Below are 15,525 nucleotides of genomic sequence, written 5' to 3' on the forward strand. Positions count from 1 at the left end.
GCGAAGGCGCGGAGAGGGTCGCCATCGCGCGGTTCATCGTCCGAACCAGGTCGAGCGCGGGCGCCGCGGCCCGACGAGCCGGCCGGCGACGAGCCGAGGGGAGCGGGTGGGGCGCGTCACCTCGCGCACGTGGCGGGCGCGGCGGGGTCCCGCAGGCGGGCCTTCCTGCTCCACGCGGACCTGCCTGCCAGCCGGGGACCCGCCGCCGGGCGACCGGGACGCCCGGCGCCCGCGGAGGCGTGCCACCGTCAGCATGGTCGCCCCGGCGAGGCCGGCGCCGGTCCCGCAGAGCGCCGGCACGACCGAGTCCGCGGCGCCGGTCGCGGCGAGCTCCGCCTGGCCGACGACCGCCGCTGCCGGAGTGGTCACCCGGGTCGTCTCGCTCGCGATGCCGAAGGACGACTGCCAGGGCTTGATCCGCTCGCCTCCCTCACCCGGATCGGTGCGTTCCGGGTCGATCCGCTCCGTCCAGACGTAGTAGCCGTCCGCAGGCAGCGTGCAGGTGGGCGTCGTGTACCGGCCCGTCCCCTCCACGACCGTCTCGACCGTGCAGACCACCGGGGCACCGGCCGGTGGCTCCTGGGCCGGGGCGATCGGTTGGTCGAAGGGGCCGTGGAGTGTGCTCTGCACGACGGCCGTGACCGGGGAGAAGCCGTCATCGGTCTGGCGGACGCCCCAGCTGGGGAGAAGCCCGTCTCCCGTGTCGACCGAGACGACGAGCGTGTCCGAGATCTCCGCACCGGGCCGCGCCTCGGGCGTCGAGGTCTGCGTCTCGACGCGCGGCTGGAACGGCAGCGGGGATGGACCGGTGACATCGGCAGACGCGCTCGCCGTCGCGGAGGACGGCTGGGCGATCAGGACCGCCTGAGCGTCGACCGCGGGAAGCGCGACCGTGATCCGATTGCCGTAGGGGAGGTCTCCCGTGGTCGCGGTGGCACTGACGGCGACGCTCGACTCGGTGCCCGTCGGAACGAACTCGACGTCTGTCCCTGTCGGCAGGGAGGATGCCGTCGATGCGTCGGCGAAGGTCGCTCCGGAGAGCGTGGTCTGCACGCGGTGCGCCCCGGGTGGCAGCACCTCGGGTCCGGAGAGGCGGTCGACCGTCAGCTCGACGCGGACCCGGCCCGGCCCGGTCTCGGCGAGCTCCACTACGACGGCCGCACGCACCCCGGTGGACGCCCGGGCCGCGGCCTCCTCCAGCATGCTGTTCGCGCGGGCGAACACCGCGTCGGCGTCGCCGCCCGCCCGGTCCGCCCTGGCGCGTGCCTGATCCGCGGGGAGACCGGCGTACATCCAGGTGGCGAGCTGGCCCGCCGCGGCGGTGACGCGGTCGCCCGTTCCCGCCCAGGTGCGGGCGATGTAGGCGAACACGGCCGACTGCTCCGGCGTCCACCAACCGGTCGAAGCGGCGTCGGCATAGCTGTACGGCAGGCCCGTGGGCGCCGTCTTGCCGGGATGGAGGCAGAAGCCGAGAGTGCCGTCGTCGAGGTGGTACGAGCCGAGCCACCAGCCGTCTGCCGACAGGTAACCGGGGCCGTGGCCGTCGCCGGTCAGCGCACGTGCGGGTGCTGACACCAGGAGGCTGTGCAGGATTCCGAGGAAGACGGCGAGCCCCGCGAGGCTCACCGCCGTGATCAAGGTCAAAGGTCGTTGGGTCATGCATCCACCGTCGCGGGGGCGGCGGGCGCGTGGTCCGGATCCGGCGGATCTGTGGAGAGGAGCCCCGATCCTTCGCCTGTGTGCACCTTGGCGGATTCGGGGCGTTCAGGCGGACGCGCTAAAGTTCTTCCTGGCGAATTTATCTCGGCGTCGAGCTATTCTCGCGTCGGGCCGCCTCGAGGAATCAGCCGGCAGCCACGAGCGCACCGGGCAATCAGCGGATTGGATAACCGTGGATCTATACGAGTACCAGGCCAGAGACCTGTTCGAGAAGTACGGGGTCCCGGTCCTTCCGGGCATCGTCGCCGACACCCCTGAGGAGGTGCGCGCCGCGGCCGAGAAGCTGGGCGGTGTCACCGTCGTCAAGGCGCAGGTCAAGACCGGCGGCCGCGGCAAGGCCGGCGGCGTCAAGGTGGCCAAGAACCCGGACGAGGCGGAGGAGGCCGCGAAGGCGATCCTCGGGCTCGACATCAAGGGCCACGTCGTCCGCCGCGTGATGGTCGCCGGCGGCGCCCGGATCGCCCGCGAGTTCTACTTCTCGGTGCTCCTGGACCGGGCCAACCGCTCCTACCTCTCGCTGACCAGCGTCGAGGGCGGCATGGAGATCGAGCAGCTCGCCGTGGAGAAGCCGGAGGCGCTCGCCCGCGTCGAGGTCGACCCCCGCGGCGGCATCGACCACGCGAAGGCCGTCGAGATCGCGAAAGCCGCCGGCTTCCCGGAGGACCTCGTCGAGAAGGTCGCCGACGTCTTCGTGAAGCTGTACGAGGTCTACACCGGCGAGGACGCGACCCTCGTCGAGGTCAACCCGCTCGTCCTCACCGAGGAGGGCGACATCATCGCCCTCGACGGCAAGGTCTCGCTCGACGAGAACGCCGACTTCCGCCACCCCGACCACGAGGAGCTCGAGGACAAGGCCGCGGCCGACCCGCTGGAGGCCAAGGCCAAGGCCGCGAACCTCAACTACGTCAAGCTCGACGGCCAGGTCGGCATCATCGGCAACGGCGCGGGCCTCGTCATGTCGACCCTGGATGTCGTCTCCTACGCCGGCGAGAAGCACGGCGGCGTCAAGCCCGCGAACTTCCTCGACATCGGCGGCGGCGCGTCCGCCGAGGTGATGGCGAATGGTCTGGACGTCATCCTCAACGACCCGCAGGTCAAGAGCGTCTTCGTCAACGTGTTCGGCGGCATCACGGCGTGCGACGCGGTCGCGAACGGCATCGTGAAGGCCCTGGAGATCCTCGGCGGCGAGGCCAACAAGCCGCTCGTGGTGCGCCTGGACGGCAACAAGGTCGACGAGGGCCGCCGCATCCTCACCGAGGCGAACCACCCGCTGGTGACCCTCGCGCTCACCATGGACGAGGGCGCCGACAAGGCCGCCGAGCTGGCCGCGAAGTAAGCGAAGGACGAACGAACATGTCTATCTTCCTCAACAAGGACTCCAAGGTCATCGTCCAGGGCATCACCGGCGGCGAGGGCACCAAGCACACGGCGCTGATGCTGAAGGCCGGCACCCAGGTCGTCGGCGGCGTGAACGCCCGCAAGGCCGGCACCACGGTCACGCACGGCGACGTCGAGCTGCCCGTGTTCGGCACCGTCGTCGAGGCGATCGAGAAGACCGGCGCCGACGTGTCGATCATCTTCGTGCCCCCGGCGTTCGCGAAGGACGCGATGGTGGAGGCGATCGACGCCGAGATCCCGCTGCTCGTCGTCATCACCGAGGGCATCCCGGTGCAGGACTCGGCCGAGGCCTGGGCCTACGCCAAGGAGAAGGGCAACAAGACCCGGATCATTGGCCCGAACTGCCCCGGCATCATCACCCCCGGTGAGTCGCTCGTCGGCATCACCCCGGCCACGATCACCGGCAAGGGCCCGATCGGGCTCGTGTCGAAGTCCGGCACGCTGACCTACCAGATGATGTACGAACTGCGCGACCTGGGCTTCTCCACCGCGATCGGCATCGGCGGCGACCCGGTCATCGGCACCACCCACATCGACGCGCTCGCCGCGTTCGAGGCCGACCCGGAGACCAAGGCGATCGTGATGATCGGCGAGATCGGCGGCGACGCCGAGGAGCGCGCGGCCGAATTCATCAAGGCCAACGTCACCAAGCCGGTCGTCGGCTACGTCGCCGGCTTCACGGCCCCCGAGGGCAAGACCATGGGCCACGCCGGCGCCATCGTCTCCGGCTCTGCGGGCACCGCGCAGGCGAAGAAGGAGGCCCTCGAGGCCGCCGGCGTGAAGGTCGGCAAGACGCCGTCCGAGACCGCCGCCCTGCTGCGCGAGGTGTACGCCGCGCTGTAACGGCAGCACGCACTAAGCGCGAGGCCGGGATCCGTCAGGGTCCCGGCCTCGTGTCGTCTGCGCCGAAACTGCTCTCTGCCCGAGCCTCGACCCCGCGCGTTACAGTGTCGCCACCTGGACGCCGGAAGGGGAGGCCGATGGCGCGTCTCACGAACGCCGAGCTCCTGCAGCGCATCGCAGCGCTGGAGGAGGAGAACACCGCCCTCCGGCAGCAGGCCGAAGCCGACCCGGACGCGACGCGGCCGCTCCCGCCGCCGGCCGAACCGGTGAAGCACCGCCGCAGCTGGGCCTGGACGCTGCTCGCGGTCGTGCTGATCGTGCTCGGCGCGATCCTGGCGCCGGTCGCTGTCGTGGCGTCGTGGGCGAAGATCCAGCTGACCGACACCGACTCGTTCGTCGCGACCTATGCGCCGCTCGCGAAGGACCCGGGCGTGCAGGCGTTCATCACCGATCAGGCGGTGAAGGCCGTGCAGGACCACGTCGACATCCCGCAGGTCACCTCGCAGGTGATCGACGGCATCACCGAGCTCGGGACGGGTCCGGTGGCGACGAAGGCCCTGAACGCCCTCAAGGGGCCGCTGGCGCAGGGCATCGTGTCGCTGATGACCTCCACCGTGCAGAGGTTCGTCGCCTCGGATGCGTTCGCCCAGGTCTGGGAGCAGGCTCTGCGCACCAGCCACGACCAGCTCGTCGCGACGATGCAGAACGATCCGAAGGCGGCGGTCACGGTCGGGGCGGACGGCTCGATCGGCATCCAGCTCGGCCCCATCATCGACCGGGTGAAACAGCTGCTGGTGGATCAGGGGCTCACCTTCGCCTCGCAGATCCCGTCCGTGGACCGCACGGTGACGGTGGCGCAGAACTCCTCCATCCCGACACTGCAGCTGTTCTACGGACTGGCGATCGCCGCGGGCGCGTGGCTGCCGTGGGTGGCCATCGGCCTGCTCGCGCTCGGCGTGATCGTGGCGCGGCGGCGCGCGCTCGCCCTCGTCTGGGCGTCGGTCGCGCTCGCTCTGGCGATGGGCCTGACCCTCGCGGCGCTCGCCGTCGGTCGGATCGTCTTCGTCGCGTCCGCCTCGCCGTCGCTGGTCCCGTCGAAGCTGGCGCAGACGCTGTATTCGACCGTGACGGATGCGATGATCGCCACCGCGGTCGCGGTGCTGGTCCTCGCGCTGGCCGTCGCGCTCGTCGGCTGGTACGCCGGCCCCTTCGCGGTGCCCCGCCGCCTGCGCGGGTTCTTCCAGTCCGGCGTCGCGTCGGCGCGGGCCGCGGCGGAACGCCACGGCATCACGACGGGCAGGGTCGGCGAGTGGCTGTACGCGCAGCGCGCCCTCCTCCGCGCCGCCGTCGCCGTGATCGCGGCCGCCGTCGTGCTGTTCGTGCGGCCCATCACACCGGCCCTCGTCATCTGGACGCTGGTGCTCTCCGCGCTCGCCGTCGCCCTCCTGGAGCTGCTGCAGCGTCCCGTGATCACGGTCCCGGAGGAGGTGGACGACGACACCCCCGTGATGACGGTCTCCTGAGCGTCGAAGTGTCGGCGGCTCGGGCCGCGGCGCCGCCGGTAGGCTCCGTTCGGTCATGAGTCGCACAACCGTCGCCCTGCTCGCCGCGCTGGAGGCGCTCATCGTCGCCGCCATCGGCCTCGGCATCTGCCTTGTCCCCATCGCGATCCTGTGGGCGGCGCAGTACCAGCTGGGCGCCGACTTCACCGTGGTGTGGCGGTCGGCCGCGGACATCTGGCTGGTCGGTCACGGCGTCAACCTGACCGTCTCGCTCGACCCGCAGACCGTCGCGCAGCTGGGGCTTCCCGCCGCAGGGACGCCGTTCCAGCTGACCATCGCCCTGCTGGGCTTGGCGGTCCTCACCGCAGGTCTCGGCGTCCGGACCGGGATGCGCGCCGCCGAGACCGGTCAGCGTCTCGTCGGCGCGGCGAGTGCTCTGCTGACGTTCGCCGTGATCGCGACGCTCGTCGTGCTGACCGCCGGGGCGCCGATGGTGCAGCCGTCGATCTGGCAGGGGATCGTGCTGCCCCCGTTCGTCTACGGGATCGGCATCGCCGCCGGCCTCGGGTTCGCGGCTCTGCGCGGCACGACCGACGAGGAGGCGGCGCTGCGCTCGGTCGAGGGTCGCGGCGGCGAGGCGGGCGTCGGTCGCGCGGAAGACGGCGGGGGAGCCGTGCTCTCCCTTCTCCGCACCCGGACCCGCGTGATCCCGGAGGCACTCGCCGACGGCGCCGTCGCCGCCCTGCGCGCCGGCTCGGCCGCGACCGCCATCGTGATCGGCCTCGCGGCACTCGTGCTCGCGCTCCTCATCTTCGGCAACTACGGCGCCATCATCGGCCTCTACGAGCAGCTGCAGACCGGCGTCGCGGGTGGCGTCGCCCTGACCGTCGGCCAGCTCGCGATCCTCCCGAATCTGGTGGTGTGGATGGCGTCCTGGCTGATCGGCCCCGGCTTCGCGATCGGCACGGGCTCCGCCGTCAGCCCGCTCGGGACGGCGCTCGGGCCGCTGCCCGGGCTGCCGCTGTTCGGGGTCATCCCGCCGGGCGGTTACGCCTTCGGGCTCGTCGGCGTCGTGGTCCCGATCCTCGCCGGCTTCGTCTGCGGAGTGCTGCTGCGCGCGCGCCCAGGCGCCCACCGGATCGACGGCGTGCGCTCGATCGCCCTGACGGCCCTCGGGATGGGCGCCGTCGCCGGCATCGAGCTCGGCCTGCTCGCCTGGTGGTCCTCCGGGGCGCTCGGCCCGGGCCGGCTGCACGACGTCGGTCCGAACCCGTGGCTGGTCGGCGCGCTCGCGGCCGCCGAGGTCGCGGTCGCCGCGGCCATCGGCCTCGCGGTCTCCGGCCGGGGAGCCTTCGGCCGGGTCGCCTCGGGCCGCGGCCGGCGGTGATCGGGGCCGTCGCTCGCCGCTAGGCTGGTGGGGTGCTCTCGATTGTGGTGCTGATCTCCGGCGGTGGCTCCAACCTGCGCGCTCTGCTGGAGGCGTCGGAGGACGCCGAGTTCCCGGCGCGCGTCGTCGCCGTCGGTGCTGACCGCGAGGCGGACGGGTTCGAGCATGCCGAGCGGTTCGGCATCCCGACATTCACCGTGCCGTTCACGTCGTACGCGAGCCGGGAGGAGTGGGGCGACGCCCTGCTGGAGCAGATCCGGCAGTGGGAGCCCGACCTCACCATTCTGTCCGGGTTCATGCGACTGGTGCCCCCGCGTGTCGTCGAGGCGCTCTCCCCGAACCTCATCAACACGCACCCCGCCTACCTGCCGGAGTTCCCCGGGGCCCACGCGGTGCGGGATGCGATCGCGGCGGGCGTGACCCAGACCGGCGCGAGCCTCATCGTCGTCGACAACGGAGTGGACGCGGGCCCGATCATCAGCCAGGAGCGCGTGGAGGTGCTGCCCGGCGACACCGAGGCCGCCCTGCACGAGCGCATTAAACCCGTGGAGCGACGGCTGCTCATCGACGCCGTGCTCGACATCGCCAACGGACACATCGACCTCGAGGAGCTTGCCAGAGCATGAGCGGACCCCGCCACGACGCCAGCCTGTACCGCGAACGGGACCTCGTTCCCGTCCGCCGCGCCCTGATCTCGGTCAGCGACAAGACCGGGCTGCTCGACCTGGCCGCTGCTCTCGCAGCCGCCGGCGTCGAGATGGTCTCGACCGGCTCGACCGCGCAGACGATCCGGGATGCGGGCCACGAGGTGACCGACGTCGCCAGCGTGACCGGGTTCCCGGAGTCGCTCGACGGCCGCGTCAAGACGCTGCACCCGGCCATCCACTCCGGTCTCCTCGCCGACCTGCGGCTCGCCTCGCACGAGGAGCAGCTGAAGGATCTGGGCATCGATCCGTTCGAGCTCGTGGTCGTGAACCTGTACCCGTTCGTCGAGACCGTCGCCTCCGGTGCGGTCGGCAACGACGTCGTCGAGCAGATCGACATCGGCGGCCCGGCGATGGTCCGCGCGTCGGCGAAGAACCACGCGAACGTCGCGATCGTGGTCTCGCCCGACGACTACTCCGCCGTGATCGAGGCCGTCGCCGCGGGCGGCACGACCTTCGACCAGCGGCGCGAGCTCGCCTCCAAGGCCTTCGCGCACACCGCCGCCTACGACGGCGCTGTGGCGGCCTGGTTCGCGGGGCAGGCGCCCTCGACCGACGATTTCCCTGAGCGCTGGGAGGCCCGCGCCGAGCTCAAGCAGACGCTGCGCTACGGCGAGAACTCGCACCAGGCCGCGGCCCTCTACGCCGACCCGGCCGGACGCGGCATCGCCCAGGCGACCCAGCTCGGCGGCAAGGAGATGTCGTACAACAACTACGTCGACGCCGACGCGGCGCTGCGCAGCGCGTACGACTTCGACCAGCCGGCCGTCGCCATCATCAAGCACGCCAACCCGTGCGGCATCGCGGTCGCAAACGACATCGCCGAGGCTCACCGCAAGGCGCACGAGTGCGACCCGGTCTCGGCGTACGGCGGCGTCATCGCGGCCAACCGCACGGTGACCCTCGCCATGGCCGAGACGGTCAAGGGCATCTTCACCGAGGTGCTCATCGCTCCGGCGTACGAGCCCGAGGCGCTGGAGCTTCTGCAGACCAAGAAGAACCTGCGCATCCTGCAGCTGCCGGAGGACTACGCGCGTGCGCTCACCGAGTTCCGGCAGATCTCCGGTGGCGTGCTCGTGCAGGACAGCGACCGGTTCGACGGCTTCACCTCCGCCGGATGGACGCTCGTCGCCGGCGAGGAGGCCGACGCGGCGACCCGCGCCGACCTCGAGTTCGCCTGGAAGGCGTGCCGCGCGGTCAAGTCGAACGCCATCCTGCTCGCCCACGACGGCGCCTCCGTCGGCGTCGGCATGGGCCAGGTCAACCGCGTCGACTCCTGCAACCTGGCGGTCAGCCGGGCGGGCGACCGTGCCCGCGGGTCGGTGGCGGCCTCCGACGCGTTCTTCCCCTTCGCGGACGGCCCGCAGATCCTGATCGACGCCGGCGTGCGGGCGATCGTGCAGCCGGGCGGCAGCATCCGCGACGAGGAGGTCGTCGAGGCGGCCAAGGCGGCCGGTGTGACGATGTACTTCACGGGGGAGCGGCACTTCTTCCACTGAGGCCGCGTCGCACGTTGCTTCGGTGTCGCGGGCGCGGGAGAATGGACGGCGGTCCACAAGACCGCCACACCTTTTCACCGCGATCCCACGAGGAGACACCGATGTCCGTCCTGCCTGCCGACCTGCCGCACGAAACACTGCACGTGGTGAAGGGGAGGCGGAGCGGCCTCACCATCAGCATCGCGGTCCACTCCACCGTCCTCGGTCCCGCCCTCGGCGGCTGCCGGGTCTGGACGTACGACTCCTGGCAGGAGGCCGTGGCCGACTCGCTGCGCCTGGCCGAGGGCATGACGATGAAGAACGCGGCCGCGGGGCTCAACCGCGGCGGCGGCAAGGCGGTCGTCTACGTGCCGCGCGGCACGACCCTGACCCCGACCGAACGCTACGAGGCCATGCTCGACCTCGGCGACGCCGTCGAGACGCTCGGGGGCAGCTACATGACCGCCGAAGACGTGGGCACGAGCGCCGAGGACATGTCGGTCGTCGCCACGCGGACCGCGCACGTGTGCGGGCTCCCGCCGTCGGAGGGCGGCGTGGGCGAGCCGAGCGACGCGACCGCGGCCGGCGTCTACGCGGGGCTGCAGTCGACCCTCGAGCGGGTCTTCGGCAGCCGCTCCGTGGCCGGCCGGCACGTGATCGTGCTGGGGCTCGGGCACGTCGGCTCGCTGATCGCGATGCGGCTGGCGAGCGAGGGCGCCGTGCTGACGGTCACCGACGTGAACCCCGCGAAGCGCGCGCTCGCCGAGGCGATCGGCGCCACCTGGGTCGAGCCCGAGGTGGCGCACCGGGTCGAGGGCGACGTGTTCGTCCCGGCCGGCGTCGGGGGCGTGCTCACCGAGCGCGTCATCGACGAGCTGCGCGTGCGCGCGGTCGTCGGGCCGGCCAACAACCAGCTGGCGGAGCGCCCGGGGGCGGAGCGGCTGGCCGCCCGTGGCATCCTGTGGGCTCCGGACTTCGTGGTCAACGCAGGCGGGGTCATCTTCCTCTCGATGGCCGGGGAGCCCGGGGTGACCGCCGAGGCGACGCAGGAGCGGGTCGAGCGCATCGGCGACACGGTGTCAGAGATCTTCCGGGTCGCGGCCGAGCGCGGCGTCACGACGCTGGAGGCAGCGGAGGAGCTGGCGCTCGGCCGGCTGCGGGAGCCAGCGAACGCATAGCAGCGCTCCGCTAGGTTGGATGCCATGACGTCTTCCTGGGGCCGTAGGCTCGCCGCATCCATCTCCGCCGCTGTCGCCGTCGCCGCGATCGCGTTCGTCGCCTCGACGTTCGTGATCCTGGTGGCGAGCCAGCTGAACTCGGCGGCGCTCGCCACCACGACGCCGTACGTGGGATGGAACACACTCGTCGCGCTGGTGCTCGGCTTCGGCGCGGGTCTCCTCGGTGGCTTCGAGCGGCGCTGGATCGCCGTGGTCACCGGCATCGTGCTCGCCCTGGTGAGCACGCTGCTCGGCACGCTGATCCTGTTCACGGTGCTCAAGGTCAACCTCTCCGGCGAGGCGTGGGGCCAGCTGTTCCAGTCGTTCGTCGGCATCAACCTGCCGTTCTGGCTGGCGGTCGCGATCGCGTTCCCGACCGCCGGCTACGCGGTGTTCCGCGCGATCGAGGGCGGGGAGCGCACCGAGCGCCGCATCGCGCTCGTGCGCATCCCCGCCGCCAACCTCGCCGAGGGCCTCGTCACCCACATCGACCGCGAGCCGGTGGATGCGGAGCTCGCCGACAAGCAGTGGGACGCCTACGTCGCCGCGCTGTCCGAGGCCGGCTGGCAGACCGTCGAGGTGGCGAGCGCCGACCGCATGGCCGACTCCGTGTTCGTCGAGGACACGGCCGTGGTCCTCGGCGACGTCGCCGTCGTCACCCGTCCGGGCGCCGAGTCGCGGCAGAACGAGCCGGAGGGAACCGAGGCCGCGCTGCGCGCGCAGGGCCTGCACCTGGAGCGGATCGTCGCGCCGGGCACGCTCGAGGGCGGCGACGTCCTCAAGGTCGGCTCGACCGTGTACGTCGGCCGCGGAGGCCGGACGAACGCCGAGGGGATCCGCCAGCTGCGCGCCATCGCCGGCCCGCTCGGCTACTCGGTCGTCGCCGTGCCGGTGACCAAGGCGCTGCACCTGAAGACCGCCGTGACCGCCCTGCCCGACGGCACCGTCATCGGGTACGAGCCCATCGTGGACGACCCGCGCATCTTCGAGCGCTTCCTCCCGGTGCCCGAGGCGCACGGCACCGCAGTCGTGGTGCTCTCCGAGGACACCGTGCTGATGTCGTCCTCCGCGCCGCAGTCGGTCGCCCTGGTCGAGGACCTCGGCTACACGGTCGTCCAGGTCGACATCTCGGAGTTCGAGAAGCTCGAGGGCTGCGTGACCTGCCTCTCCATCCGCATCCGCTGACGCGGGCGGGCCGCCGCCGCGACTGCGTGCGTGCGGAACCACTGCGACGGGTCGACCCGCCGCAGTCGTTCCAGACGACCGCATTCAAGAAAACTCTTGCTAACTCCCTCAGCCTGGCAATATGCTGTAGGGCTGCCTTGTCGCGGCACTGAGGACGCATACATCGAGGCTGGGAGGACGCCATGACGACGATCGAGACCGCACGAAAGACCACCGTGCCCGGGTCCGTCGCCGCCCTTGTGGCCGGCGCCCGACCGTACGGGCGGTAGGTCACCCGCCCCGCGCGCCGTTCCCGCGCGCACCCGCACCCTCTCTCACAGGGTCTGCCACCGCCGGCAGGCCTTCGGCGACTCCTCCGCGCGGTCGCCGCCGACCCACGACGTCGGACCACTCACAGAAAACGGAATCTCCATGTCTGTCGCCACGGCACAGAAGAACACCACGAAGAAGCGGTCGAGCACCGTCCGCACCCTGCTGCGCATCCTGCCGTTCGCCAAGTCCGCCGCGCCCCGTATCGTGCTCGGGATGGTCGCCGCGCTGCTCGCCAGCCTGGTCGCCCTGAGCATCCCGCAGGTGCTGCGCTGGCTGGTCGACGGCCCGCTCTCGACCGGTGACCCCAGCGCCGTCTGGCCGGCCGCCCTGCTCGTCGTCGGGCTGGGCGCGGCGGAGGCCGTGTTCATCTCGCTTCGGCGCTGGTTCGTGCTCACCCCGGGCACCCACGTCGAGGCGCGGATGCGCAACGCGCTCTACGCGCAACTGCAGGACCTGCCCGTCGCCTTCCACGACCGCTGGCCGAGCGGCCAGCTGCTGTCGCGCGCCGTCAGCGACCTCAGCCTGATCCGCCGCTGGCTGTCCTTCGGCATCGTGCTGCTGGTGGTCAATGTGGTCACGATCGTGGTCGGCTTCGCCATCCTGATCGGCTGGAACTGGATCCTCGGGCTCATCTTCCTGGTGTGCTCGGTGCCGCTGTGGATCTACGGCTTCGTCTTCGAGAACAAATACTCGGTCGTCGCCCGTCGCAGCCAGGACCAGGCGGGCGACCTCGCCACGGCCGTGGAGGAGTCGGTGCACGGCATCCGCGTGCTCAAGGCGTTCGGCCGCGGCAAGCACGCCCTGAAGAGCTTCGAGTCGCAGGCGGAGCAGCTCCGCGGCACCGAGATCGAGAAGGCCAAGGCGATCGCGGGCATCTGGCTGTGGCTGCTGCTGGTGCCGGACATCGCGTTCGCGATCTCCCTCGTCGTCGGCGTCTGGCTCTCGTCGCAGGGTCAGCTGTCGGTGGGCGAGCTGGTCGCGTTCTTCGCGACGGCCACCGTTCTGCGGTTCCCGATCGAGTCGATCGGCTTCCTGCTCTCGATGACGTTCGACACCCGCACCGCGGCCGACCGCTTCTTCGAGGTGATGGACGAGACCAACGCGATCACCGATCCCGCCGACCCGAAGACGATCGAGGAGCCTCGCGGCGAGCTCGTCTTCGACGACGTGCACTTCCGCTACCAGGACTCGCCGGAGCGCTTCCCCGACCTGCTCGACGGCGTGCGCCTGACGGTGAAGCCGGGGGAGACGATGGCCCTGGTGGGCCTGACCGGCTCCGGCAAGTCGACCCTGACCGCCCTCACCACGCGTCTGTACGACGTGACCGGAGGCGCGGTGAAGGTCGACGGCGTCGACGTGCGCGACCTCACGCGCTACGACCTGCGCAAGGCGATCGCCATGGCGTTCGAGGACGCGACCCTGTTCTCGGCGTCCGTGCGCGACAACGTCCTGCTCGGCCGCGACGGTCTCGACCCGGTGTCGGCGGAGGCGGAGCGAGTGCTCACCGAGGCGCTCGAAATCGCCCAGGCGGGCTTCGTCTACGACCTGCCCGAGGGCGTCGAGACGAAGGTCGGCGAGGAGGGGCTCAGCCTCTCCGGCGGCCAGCGGCAGCGCCTCGCGCTGGCGCGGGCGGTGGCGGCGAACCCGAGCATCCTGGTGCTCGACGACCCGCTGTCGGCGCTCGACGTGGACACGGAGGCGCTGGTCGAGGCCGCCCTCCGTCGGGTGCTCGCCTCCACCACCGCGCTGATCGTCGCGCACCGGCCGTCCACGGTCATGCTCGCCGACCGGGTCGCGCTGCTGGAGGACGGCCGCATCACCGCGGTCGGCACCCACAGCGAGCTGCTCGCCACCAGCGAGCACTACCGCTTCGTCATCTCCAGCCTGGAGGACGAACAGAACGAGGAGATCCTGGAGGAGGTGAACCTGTGAGCACGACGACAGTGCTGGGCGTCGAAGGCGAGGAGCGCAACGACCTCAGCAAGGAGGAGAGCAGGCAGATCCGCACGCGTTCGCTGCGGCTGCTCGGTTCGCTGCTGCACCCGCTGCGGTCGCGGCTGCTGCTGACCGCGGTGGTGGTCGTGGTGAGCACGGCCGCCCAGGTGGCCGGACCCGCGATCATCGCCTTCGGCATCGACAACGGGCTGCCGGCCCTGCTGAAGCAGAACTGGTTCCCGCTGGCCGCCGCGGGCGTCGCGTACCTGGTCACCGGCGTCATCGGCGCCGGCCTGATCGCCTGGTACACCGTGCTGAGCGCACGGATCAGCCAGGCCATCCTGATCGACCTGCGCAAGCGCGTGTTCCTGCACACGCAGAAGCTCTCGCTGGAGTTCCACGAGTCGTACACGTCCGGCCGCATCATCTCGCGCCAGACCAGCGACCTCGACTCCATCCGCGAGCTGCTCGACTCGGGCATCAACCAGCTGGTGCAGGGCGTGCTGTACATGCTGTTCATCGCGATCGCGCTGTTCTCGATCGACTGGGCGAGCGGTGTGGTGCTGGTGTGCTCGCTGGTGCCGCTGTACCTGTTGACCCGCTGGTTCCAGAAGCGCTCGCAGAGGCTGTTCCGCATCTCGCGGGTGGCGTCGGCGAAGCTGATCGTGCACTTCGTGGAGACCATGACCGGCATCCGCGCGGTCAAGGCGTTCCGCAAGGAGAAGCGCAACGAGAAGGAGTTCGGCGGACTGGTCGAGGACTACCGGGATGTGAACGCCCGCGTCATCCAGCTGTTCGGGATCTTCGACCCCGGCCTGGTGATGATCGGCAACGTCGCGGTCGGCGTCGTGCTGCTCGTCGGCGGCTTCCGGGTCGCCGACGGCCAGCTCGCGATCGGCGTGCTGCTGGCGGTGCTGCTGTACACCCGCCGCTTCTTCGACCCGATCGAGGAGATGGCGATGTTCTACAACTCCTACCAGTCGGCCGCGGCCGCCCTGGAGAAGATCTCCGGAGTGCTGGAGGAGGAGCCGAGCGTCCCCGACCCGGTGAAGCCGGTCGACCTGTGGGAGGCGCAGGGCCACGTCCACTTCGACGGGGTCACCTTCGCGTACAAGCAGGATCGCGTGATCCTGCCGGAGTTCACGCTCGACATCCCGGCGGGACAGACCGTCGCGCTGGTGGGCTCCACGGGTGCGGGCAAGTCGACCCTGGCCAAGCTGATCTCGCGGTTCTACGACCCCAGCGAGGGCTCGGTGACGCTGGACGGCGTGGATCTGCGCGATCTGCACCCGAAGGACCTGCGCCGAGCGATCGTCATGGTGACGCAGGAGGCGTACCTGTTCAGCGGCTCGGTCGCCGACAACATCGCGCTCGGCAAGCCGGACGCGACGCGCGAGGAGATCGTGCGGGCGGCCGAGGCGGTGGGCGCCCACGAGTTCATCGAGGGCCTCCCCAACGGCTACGACACCGACGTCAACAAGCGCGGCGGCCGGGTCTCGGCGGGTCAGCGGCAGCTGATCTCGTTCGCCCGGGCGTTCCTCGCCGACCCGTCGGTGCTCATCCTGGACGAGGCCACCAGCTCGCTCGACATCCCGAGCGAGCGCCTGGTGCAGGAGGCGCTGCAGACGCTGCTCGCCGACCGCACCGCCGTCATCATCGCGCACCGCCTGTCGACCGTCGCCATCGCGGACCGCGTGCTGGTGATGGAGCACGGCCGCGTGGTGGAGGACGGCACGCCGGACGACCTGATCGCCGGCACCGGCCGCTTCGCCCAGCTGCACGCGGCCTGGCGCGACTCGCTCGTATAGAGCGCGGCGAGGCAGGGCTCCGGCGGGGGCCGCGGGA

The 15,525-nt window shown here is 71.2% G+C and carries 11 protein-coding genes; 10 read left to right on the top strand and 1 reads right to left on the bottom strand.

Going from position 1 to position 15,525, the window contains the following annotated elements; genetic code table 11:
• Positions 1 to 33 precede the first annotated feature (33 nt).
• The gene (locus P5G59_RS09765) at positions 34 to 1,659 is read right to left on the bottom strand and encodes a hypothetical protein (protein ID WP_301218406.1); all 1,626 of its coding nucleotides are present in this window, start codon (positions 1,657 to 1,659) and stop codon (positions 34 to 36) included.
• 232 nt (positions 1,660 to 1,891) lie between these two features.
• Here P5G59_RS09765 and sucC point away from each other — a divergent pair, with 232 nt between their 5' ends.
• The 10 genes from sucC (at position 1,892) to P5G59_RS09815 (ending at position 15,488) form a co-directional block, all read left to right on the top strand.
• Positions 1,892 to 3,055, top strand: a complete 1,164-nt coding sequence (gene sucC, locus P5G59_RS09770) for an ADP-forming succinate--CoA ligase subunit beta (RefSeq protein WP_301218407.1) — start codon at positions 1,892 to 1,894, stop codon at positions 3,053 to 3,055.
• A gap of 17 nt (positions 3,056 to 3,072) precedes the next feature.
• Positions 3,073 to 3,960, top strand: a complete 888-nt coding sequence (gene sucD / locus P5G59_RS09775) for a succinate--CoA ligase subunit alpha (RefSeq protein WP_301218409.1) — start codon at positions 3,073 to 3,075, stop codon at positions 3,958 to 3,960.
• 137 nt (positions 3,961 to 4,097) lie between these two features.
• On the top strand, positions 4,098 to 5,483 hold the full coding sequence (locus tag P5G59_RS09780; protein ID WP_301218410.1) for a hypothetical protein: 1,386 nt from the start codon (positions 4,098 to 4,100) through the stop codon (positions 5,481 to 5,483).
• A gap of 55 nt (positions 5,484 to 5,538) precedes the next feature.
• Positions 5,539 to 6,849 carry a cell division protein PerM gene (locus P5G59_RS09785; RefSeq protein ID WP_301218412.1) on the top strand — a complete coding sequence of 437 codons (1,311 nt, stop codon included), beginning with the start codon at positions 5,539 to 5,541 and terminating at the stop codon, positions 6,847 to 6,849.
• A gap of 32 nt (positions 6,850 to 6,881) precedes the next feature.
• Positions 6,882 to 7,475, top strand: coding sequence for a phosphoribosylglycinamide formyltransferase (gene purN, locus P5G59_RS09790; protein WP_301218414.1), 594 nt, complete (start codon positions 6,882 to 6,884; stop codon positions 7,473 to 7,475).
• On the top strand, positions 7,472 to 9,052 hold the full coding sequence (purH, locus tag P5G59_RS09795) for a bifunctional phosphoribosylaminoimidazolecarboxamide formyltransferase/IMP cyclohydrolase (protein ID WP_301218416.1): 1,581 nt from the start codon (positions 7,472 to 7,474) through the stop codon (positions 9,050 to 9,052). Before purN ends, purH begins: the two co-directional genes overlap by 4 nt.
• Before the next feature lie 101 nt (positions 9,053 to 9,153).
• Entirely contained in the window at positions 9,154 to 10,209 is a 1,056-nt protein-coding gene (locus tag P5G59_RS09800; RefSeq protein ID WP_301218418.1) for a Glu/Leu/Phe/Val dehydrogenase family protein, read from the top strand.
• 24 nt (positions 10,210 to 10,233) lie between these two features.
• Complete coding sequence (gene ddaH / locus P5G59_RS09805) at positions 10,234 to 11,433, top strand: dimethylargininase (protein ID WP_301218420.1); 1,200 nt, start codon at positions 10,234 to 10,236, stop codon at positions 11,431 to 11,433.
• 411 nt (positions 11,434 to 11,844) lie between these two features.
• Positions 11,845 to 13,677: an ABC transporter ATP-binding protein gene (locus P5G59_RS09810; protein WP_301218422.1), complete on the top strand. Its 1,833-nt coding sequence runs from the start codon at positions 11,845 to 11,847 to the stop codon at positions 13,675 to 13,677.
• Positions 13,674 to 15,488 carry an ABC transporter ATP-binding protein gene (locus tag P5G59_RS09815; RefSeq protein WP_301218424.1) on the top strand — a complete coding sequence of 605 codons (1,815 nt, stop codon included), beginning with the start codon at positions 13,674 to 13,676 and terminating at the stop codon, positions 15,486 to 15,488. Before P5G59_RS09810 ends, P5G59_RS09815 begins: the two co-directional genes overlap by 4 nt.
• The last annotated feature ends 37 nt before the right edge of the window (positions 15,489 to 15,525 follow it).

The organism is Leifsonia virtsii (assembly GCF_030433675.1).
GTDB lineage: Bacteria > Actinomycetota > Actinomycetes > Actinomycetales > Microbacteriaceae > Leifsonia > Leifsonia virtsii.

Excerpts from the sequence above, each read along its gene's own strand:
- P5G59_RS09780 (WP_301218410.1), top strand. The coding sequence starts at position 4,098 with ATGGCGCGTCTCACGAACGCCGAGCTCCTGCAGCGCATCGCAGCGCTG.
- P5G59_RS09810 (WP_301218422.1), top strand. The coding sequence starts at position 11,845 with ATGTCTGTCGCCACGGCACAGAAGAACACCACGAAGAAGCGGTCGAGC.
- P5G59_RS09785 (WP_301218412.1), top strand. The coding sequence starts at position 5,539 with ATGAGTCGCACAACCGTCGCCCTGCTCGCCGCGCTGGAGGCGCTCATC.
- P5G59_RS09765 (WP_301218406.1), bottom strand. The coding sequence starts at position 1,659 with ATGACCCAACGACCTTTGACCTTGATCACGGCGGTGAGCCTCGCGGGG.
- purH (WP_301218416.1), top strand. The coding sequence starts at position 7,472 with ATGAGCGGACCCCGCCACGACGCCAGCCTGTACCGCGAACGGGACCTC.
- sucD (WP_301218409.1), top strand. The coding sequence starts at position 3,073 with ATGTCTATCTTCCTCAACAAGGACTCCAAGGTCATCGTCCAGGGCATC.
- ddaH (WP_301218420.1), top strand. The coding sequence starts at position 10,234 with ATGACGTCTTCCTGGGGCCGTAGGCTCGCCGCATCCATCTCCGCCGCT.
- P5G59_RS09800 (WP_301218418.1), top strand. The coding sequence starts at position 9,154 with ATGTCCGTCCTGCCTGCCGACCTGCCGCACGAAACACTGCACGTGGTG.